At 66.2% G+C, this 7,806-nt stretch carries 7 protein-coding genes; all 7 read left to right on the forward strand.

The window, feature by feature from the left end:
• Positions 1-214 precede the first annotated feature (214 nt).
• Positions 215-1,012 carry a PhzF family phenazine biosynthesis protein gene (locus tag ENJ37_07510; protein ID HHL40336.1) on the forward strand — a complete coding sequence of 266 codons (798 nt, stop codon included), beginning with the start codon at positions 215-217 and terminating at the stop codon, positions 1,010-1,012.
• Between the two features lie 245 nt (positions 1,013-1,257).
• Positions 1,258-1,752 carry a CarD family transcriptional regulator gene (locus ENJ37_07515; GenBank protein ID HHL40337.1) on the forward strand — a complete coding sequence of 165 codons (495 nt, stop codon included), beginning with the start codon at positions 1,258-1,260 and terminating at the stop codon, positions 1,750-1,752.
• Between the two features lie 281 nt (positions 1,753-2,033).
• Positions 2,034-2,768, forward strand: coding sequence for a 2-C-methyl-D-erythritol 4-phosphate cytidylyltransferase (ispD, locus tag ENJ37_07520; protein ID HHL40338.1), 735 nt, complete (start codon positions 2,034-2,036; stop codon positions 2,766-2,768).
• A complete protein-coding gene (locus tag ENJ37_07525; protein ID HHL40339.1) occupies positions 2,765-3,265 on the forward strand; it encodes a 2-C-methyl-D-erythritol 2,4-cyclodiphosphate synthase in 501 nt (166 codons plus the stop codon). Before ispD ends, ENJ37_07525 begins: the two co-directional genes overlap by 4 nt.
• 3 nt (positions 3,266-3,268) lie before the next feature.
• Positions 3,269-4,684 (forward strand): glutamate--tRNA ligase, encoded by a 1,416-nt coding sequence (locus ENJ37_07530; protein ID HHL40340.1) that lies wholly within the window; start codon positions 3,269-3,271, stop codon positions 4,682-4,684.
• Positions 4,681-6,117, forward strand: coding sequence for a cysteine--tRNA ligase (locus tag ENJ37_07535; protein HHL40341.1), 1,437 nt, complete (start codon positions 4,681-4,683; stop codon positions 6,115-6,117). The genes ENJ37_07530 and ENJ37_07535 overlap by 4 nt, the downstream gene beginning before the upstream one ends.
• A 454-nt stretch (positions 6,118-6,571) precedes the next feature.
• The coding region (locus tag ENJ37_07540) for a DEAD/DEAH box helicase (protein HHL40342.1) at positions 6,572-7,806 on the forward strand (1,235 nt) is incomplete at its 3' end.

Below are 7,806 nucleotides of genomic sequence, written 5' to 3' on the forward strand. Positions count from 1 at the left end.
AAAGGTTCCCTCAGACTCCCTCCAAAAACTTTTAATGCGAGTTGGTTTCCCCCTGTTTTGCCTGGCAAAACAGGGGGAAACCAACTCGTATTGAAAGTCTTTGAAGGGGGTCTGGGGGAAACTTTCTACAGAAAGTTTCCCCCAGCGTAAAAAATCAGAGCTTCCTTAGGGATTATCTGCGTGGACGGGTCGACACGCTGTTACGGTCATACTCATGGAGATACCGGTATACCAGGTTGATGCATTCACGTCCGAGCCCTTCCGGGGCAACCCTGCCGCCGTCTGCATCGTCGGTGAGGGGTTTGATGGCTCTCTGATGCAGCTTGTGGCGGCGGAGATGAATCTCTCGGAGACGGCCTTCGTCGTCAGGCGGGAGGGAGGGTTTGGGCTGCGGTGGTTCACGCCCGTGGCTGAGGTCGATCTCTGCGGCCACGCCACCCTCGCCGCGGCCCATGTCTTATGGCGGGAGGGGGTTGCGGCCGACGGGGCGTCCATATCCTTCCATACGCGCAGCGGAAGGCTCGGGGCCGCGCGAAGCGACGGGATCATCGAGCTCGATCTGCCGGCGGACCCGGTGCGGGCGGCCGAAGCTCCCGAGGGGCTCCTCGAGGCCCTCGGCGTGGTGGAGCCGCTGTTTGTGGGCCGCGGCCGTTTCGACTACCTCGTCGAGGTGGACTCGGAGGGCGAACTCCGCTCCCTGACGCCGGAGATGGGGGCGTTGCGCGGTGTGGAGACCCGGGGGGTCATCGTCACCTGCCGGGCCGCGGCGGCGCCGTGGGATTTCCTGAGCCGTTTCTTCGCGCCGGCGGCGGGCATAGACGAGGACCCCGTCACCGGTTCGGCCCACTGCGCCCTGGGGCCCTACTGGGCCCGCCGTCTCGGCCGCGACGAGCTCAGGGCCTTCCAGGCATCCCGCCGGGGCGGCGAGCTCACGGTGCGGTCCATGGGTCGCCGGGTCGCCGTCGGAGGCCGCGCGGTGACGGTCCTGGAGGGACGCCTGACGGTGCCGTGAGGTGTCGCGCCAGCCCCTTCTCCGGGTAACGTCAAGTGTTGTGTGTCAATGAGAAGAGAGAAAGGAGTAGCGGTGCCTTTTGGGGTAATGTCAAGCTTCCTGTGTAGAATGGAAGCTTGACATTACCCCCTCGCTAAGGGGTTTGACTTGAGCGGTCTTTTATGGTATCATGTCTTCATCTTTTTCCGACCTTCCTAACCTTAAACCAAAGGAACGCCATGCCCAAGACCACCTCAAAACAGGACATCAAATCCATCTTCAAAAAGGGTGAGCTGGCGGTCTATCCCGCTCACGGCGTGGGGGTCATCGAGGACATCATGAACAAGAATGTGCTCGGGACCGAAAAGACCTTTTACGTCCTGAAAGTGCTCGACAGCGAGGCGACCATACTGGTGCCGGTGGACAACGCCTCGTCGGTGGGACTGCGCCGTGTGGTGAAGAAGACCATGGTTCCCAAGGTCTACAACATCCTCAAGGAGAAGAAGGACCTCGACACCGACAACCAGACGTGGAACAAGCGCTACCGCGAGTACACCGAGAAGATCAAGAGCGGCTGCGTCATGGAAGTGGCCAAGGTGCTGCGCGACCTCTACCTCCTCAAGGAAGACAAGGAACTCTCCTTCGGCGAGCGCAAGATGCTCGATACGGCCAAGAACCTCCTCGTCCGCGAGATCGCCGTCGCAAAGAACGCAAAGCAGGAAAAGATCGAGGAAGAGCTCAACCGCCTGATGGAGAGTTGAGCCGTCCCGGCCTCCGCCTCCCCGGCCCCACGATCCCGGCCTCTCCGGTCATCGGGCCTCCTTCACGGGCCGCCCGCCGCGCGATCCCATGAAATCTCTCGACACGCCCTCCACTCTGGCGTAAAATAGGCCCTGTCCGCCCCGGGGGCCTTGCGCTCACGAGGCGGGCACATACGTCTTTGCGTGCGGACCCGCCGGGGCGGACAGAGTGGACCGGCCCCGGCCGGCGACACCTCTCCGGCCCTCTTGCGGCCGTGACGGAGACGGACTGCCATACCCCGATGGAAGCGCCTGAAGAGATACGTAGCGTTGCGGTCATACCTGCCGCCGGCAGGGGACGGCGCGCCGGCGACAGGATGAAGGTCTACCGTCCCATCTGCGGCAGGCCGGCGCTCGCCTGGACGCTCGACGCCTTCGAGCGCTGCTACCTCGTCGACGCCGTGGTGGTCGTGGCGGCCCGCGACGACGTGGAGTACTGCCTGAACGAGATAGTGGAGAAGGAGGGCTTCGGCAAGGTGCGCATGGTCATAGCTGGCGGCAGGGAGCGCCAGGACTCCGTGGCCGGGGCGCTCAGGAGGCTGAGGGAGGAGGACTGGGACTGTGTTGTCGTCCACGACGGCGCCCGCCCCCTTGTGAGGACCGACCTCATAGAGGACGTCGTCATGGCCGGCCGGCTCTTCGGCGCGGCGACGGCGGCCGTGCCCGTCAAGGACACGGTGAAGGAGGTGAGGGACGGCGTGGTGGTGCGCACCATACCGCGCGAGGACCTCTGGGCCGTGCAGACGCCGCAGGCCTTCCGCCTCGATCTCCTCAACCGCGCCCACAGCGAGGCCGCCGCCGGGCGCGTCAAGGGCACCGACGACGCCATGCTGGTGGAGAGGCTCGGCGCGCAGGTGAGGATCGTCGACGGCGACTACGACAACATCAAGGTGACTACGGCCTGCGACTTCGCCGTCGCCGAGGCCCTGCTGGCCGCAAGGCTCCACGCAGAGAAAGGTGAATGCGAGGGGCGATGAGCACCGCCTTCCGTGTGGGCTACGGCTACGACGTCCACAGGCTCGTGACGGGACGGCCGCTCGTTCTCGGCGGCGTAGAGATACCCTTCCACCTCGGTCTCGCCGGCCACTCCGACGCCGACGTGCTCGTCCACGCCGTCATGGACGCCATGCTCGGAGCGGCGGCCCTCGGCGACATAGGCCGCCACTTCCCCCCCGGAGACCCGGAGTACAGGGACATATCGAGCATCGAGCTTCTCGCAAGGACCGGCCGTCTTCTCCATGAGGCGGGCTACGTCCTCTCCAACGTGGACGCCACGGTCGTCTGCCAGGCCCCACGCCTTGCGCCCTACATAGAAGGGATGCGCCGCGCCATGGCCGAGACGGCCGGCGTGGACGTGGACCGCGTAAGCGTAAAGGCCACCACCACCGAGGGGCTCGGCTTCACCGGCACGGGCGAAGCCATAGCCGCCAGCGCCGTCGTGCTCGTCGAGGCGGCCGGCGGCGCAACGGACTGAGCGGTGGAAGCGCGCCCCGTGAGAACCCGCTTTGCGCCGAGCCCCACAGGCCCCCTACACGTGGGAGGGGCGAGGACGGCGCTCTTCAACTACCTCTTCGCCAGGGGCGCTGGCGGGGCCTTCGTCGTCCGCATGGAGGACACCGACGCCGCACGCTCGCGCGCCGAGTACGAAGGCGACATACTCGACTCGCTTGCCTGGCTCGGCCTCCACTGGGACGAAGGGCCGCGCAGGGGCGGACCCTTCGCCCCCTACCGTCAAAGCGAGCGGCTCGCTCTATACAGGCGTTACGCCGCAAGGCTCCTCGACGAAGGGAGGGCCTACCGCTGCTACTGCAGCGAAGAGAGGCTGAAGCGGCTGCGCGGCGCCTCGCTCGCCAGGGGTGTCGCCCCCCGCTACGACGGCCGGTGCCGCGACCTTCCGGCAAACCAAGCGCCCCAGGGCGTCAAGCCCGCCGTCCGCCTCCGCGTCGAGCCCGCGGAGATCCGCTTCGTCGACGGCGTCCACGGCGAGATGAGCTTCGACGGCGCCCACATAGGCGACTTCATCATCGTCGGCTCCGACGGAGCGGCCGCTTACAACCTCGCCGTCGTCATCGACGACGCATCCATGGAGATAACCGACGTCATAAGGGGTGACGACCACCTCTCCAACACGGCGCGCCAGTTGCTCCTCTTCGACGCCCTCGGACTGCGCCGCCCCCGCTACCACCACATACCGCTCGTCACCGACAGAGACGGCCGGCCGCTCTCCAAGCGCAGAAAGGACCTCTCCATACCCGCGCTGCGCCGGGCGGGCCACCTCCCAGAAGCGGTCGTGAACGCCCTTGCAAGGCTCGGCTGGTCCCCGGGCGAAGGGCTCCTCACCCTCGAAGAGATGAGCGCCGCCTTCGACACCTCGCGCCTGTCAAGGAGTCCGTCGGTCTTCGACACAAAGGGGTTGGAGCACTACGGAAGGCTCGCCGTGGCGGCGGCCGGCACCCGGCGGCTCGCCGCCATCGTCTCTGGCCGCTTCCCCGGGGCCGACAGGGGCCTTGTGGAAAGGACCGTCGAGGCCCTGAAGGGCGAGGCCCGCACCGTCGCAGAGCTCGAAGAGCTCGCCGCCCCGATAATCGAGGGCGGGCCGGAAACAGACGATGCCGCCGACCTCCTCGATAGCGGGCAGGCCGCCGCCGTGCTCCGCGCCTTCGCCGACGGGCTCAGGGGCGTCGAGGGGTTGAAAGGCCGGCGGCCGGGAGATATAATGGACGCCCTCAAGCGCCGCACGGCGCTGCGGGGCAAATCACTCTTCATGCCGCTGCGGGCGGCGCTCACGGGCCGGCTCTCGGGTGTAGACGTCTCCACCCTCATCGGGATCGTCGGCGCGGCCGAGGCGCTGCGCAGGGTGGAAAGAGCTCTCAGGCGAGGCAACCAAAGATGACCATAAGAGTATACAACACGCTGACCGGAACAAAGGAACCCTTCGAGCCGGCCGACAGGGACGACGTGAAGATGTACGTATGCGGACCCACGGTCTACGCCCTGAGCCACATAGGACACGCCAGGAGCGCCGTGGCCTTCGACGTAATCTTCCGCTACCTGCGCTACCGGGGCTACGGCGTCACCTACACGCGCAACTATACGGACATCGACGACAAGATCATAAACCGCGCCCGCGAGCTCCGCACCGACTGGCGCGCCCTGGCCGAGGAGAACATCAGGGCCTTCGACGAGGACATGGCCGCCCTCGGCGTCGAGCTCCCCACCATAAGGCCCAGGGCCACGGAGAGCATAAAGACGATCATCGCAACCATAGAGACCCTCATCGACAAGGGCTACGCCTACGCGGCGGGCGGCGACGTCTTCTACTCGGTGCGCCGCTTCCAGAGCTACGGCGCCCTATCGGGCAAGCGCATAGACGAGCTCGAGGCCGGGGCGCGGATCGAGGTGGACGAGCGCAAGAAGGACCCTCTCGATTTCGCCCTCTGGAAGGCGAGCAAGCCGGACGAGCCGGCCTGGGAGAGCCCCTGGGGGCCGGGCCGGCCGGGCTGGCACATCGAGTGCTCGGCCATGTGTCTCGAACACCTGGGCGAGCAGATAGACATACACGGCGGCGGCAAGGACCTCGTCTTCCCCCACCACGAAAACGAGATAGCCCAGAGCGAGGCCGCGACGGGCCGCTCGCCCTTTGCCCGCTACTGGCTCCACAACGGCTTCGTCAACATCGAGAGCGAGAAGATGAGCAAGTCGCTGGGCAACATCCTCAACATCCGCGACGCCCTCAGGGAGCACTCGGGCGAGGCGCTGAGGCTCTTTCTCCTCTCAAGCCACTACCGCTCGCCCATAGACTACAGCGCCGAGACGCTGCGCGAGGCCGAGGCCAAACTCGAACGCTTCTACACCACCATGGAAAGGCTCGCCCGCGAGTGCCCCCAGGCCGTCGACGCGCCGGTCGACGACGACGTTGCGGCCCTGCGGCTGAAGCCCCTCGAAGACGCCATGGACGACGACTTCAACACGGCCGCCGCCATAGGCCGCATATTCGAGGCCGTAGCCGTCATGAACCGCATGCTCGACGGCGCGAGGGGCGGAAGACTCCCGGCCGAAGAGAGCGCGGCCCTTGCGCTGGTGAGGACCGTGATAGCCCGCTTCGCGCCGGTGCTCGGCGTCTTCACGCGCACGCCCGAAGAGTACAGGGCCGAGCGCCGCGCAAAGGCCGCCGTCGATGCGGCCGAGATAGAACGGCTCATAGCCGAGCGGGCCGAGGCGAGAAGACGCAAGGACTTCAAGCGGGCCGACGCCATCCGCGACGAACTGGCCGCAATGGGCGTCACCCTGAAGGACACACCGACCGGCACCACATGGTCGACCTGAACTTCGCCGGGGAAACTTTTTGAAAAAAGTTTCCCCGGACCCCTTCAAAAACTTTCGATTCCCCGAAGAGGCCCTCGGAGTAATCAATCGGAGCCTCCTAAAATGTTGGAGTAAATATCCTTGCAGGCGCCACCTCGGCGCGGCCGCGCCGAGACAGACCGACAGGGAAACGTAGGTCCTTGCACCTTTACAAAAAGGTTCCCTCAGTGCAATAAAAGGCTTCCATAGCCGACCGTTTCATGCTAACATCTAAGGACCGCAACGGAAGCGATCTCCGCTGGAGCGTCGCTTCCGGGCGGTCCGTGAAAGACCGACGGGCGTCATCCGATAGGGCGCCCCGCCTCCTTGCAGGTTCCCTTCCCTTTCAACCTCACTGGAGACTTCGAAACAACCTCAACGATTCCGCCTATTATCGGCTCAATGACCTTGTGCAGGCGGAGCAGGGAGTATTCTCATGTCATTTGAAGAACTCGGCCTCAGGGCCGAACTGCTGCGCGCCGTGGCGCGGCAGGGCTACACCGCGCCCACCCCGATCCAGAAAGAGGCGATCCCCGCCGTCCTGCGGGGCAGCGACGTTATGGCCGGGGCTCAGACCGGCACGGGCAAGACGGCGGCCTTCGTGCTGCCCATGCTCGAGATATTCGGCCGCAACAGGGCGGCGCGCCGCGCCCCGAGGGGGCTCATCATGACGCCCACGAGGGAGCTCGCCGCCCAGGTGGCCGAAAGCGTGCGGGTCTACGGCGCCCACATGAGGCTCCGCTCGGCGGTCGTCTTCGGCGGCGTCGCCGCGGGCCCCCAGATAGCGGGGCTTCGCCGCGGCGCCGACATAGTGACGGCCACGCCGGGAAGGCTTCTCGACCTCTTCGGACAGGGGGCCGTGGACCTCTCCCGCATAGAGATACTCGTGCTCGACGAGGCCGACCGCATGCTCGACATGGGATTTCTCCCCGACATAAAGAGGATCATAGACCTGCTGCCCAAAAGGCGACAGAACCTCCTCTTCTCGGCCACCTACACCGACGAGGTGAGGGCGCTTGCCGACGGGCTTCTCCGCGAGCCGACGCTCATCGAGGTGGCCGGGCGGGAGAAGACGGCCGACCTCGTAGAGCAGGTGGTCCACCGCGTGCGCCGCTCCAGCAAGCGCAGCCTCCTCACCCACCTCATAAAGAGCGGCGACTGGCGCCAGGTGCTCGTCTTCACGCGCACAAAGCACGGCGCCAACAGGCTTGCGGCCCAGCTTGCCGCAAACGGCGTGAGCGCAACGGCCATACACGGCAACAAGAGCCAGGCGGCGCGCACCAGGGCGCTCTCGGACTTCAAGAGAGGGAGGGTGCGGACCCTGGTGGCCACGGACATAGCGGCCCGGGGCCTCGACATCGACCGCCTGCCCCACGTGGTGAACTTCGAGCTCCCCCACGTGCCCGAGGACTATGTGCACCGCATAGGCAGAACGGGCAGGGCGGGTACGAACGGCACGGCGCTCTCGCTGGTCTGCGCCGAGGAGAGAGAGCTTCTCTGCGGCATAGAACGCCTCATCGGACGGAGGATACCGGTCGTGGACGTGCCGGGCTTCGAGGGAGAGAGGCGGCGCGCGGGCGGAAGGGGCGGCTTCGGCGCCGCCTGCGCCGAGCGGCTTGAGCGATACGGAAGGCGGGGCTCGGCACAGGGCGCGGGCCGGAGAGGCGGGGG

It is taken from the genome of Deltaproteobacteria bacterium, from assembly GCA_011375175.1.
GTDB lineage: Bacteria > Desulfobacterota > GWC2-55-46 > GWC2-55-46 > DRME01 > DRME01.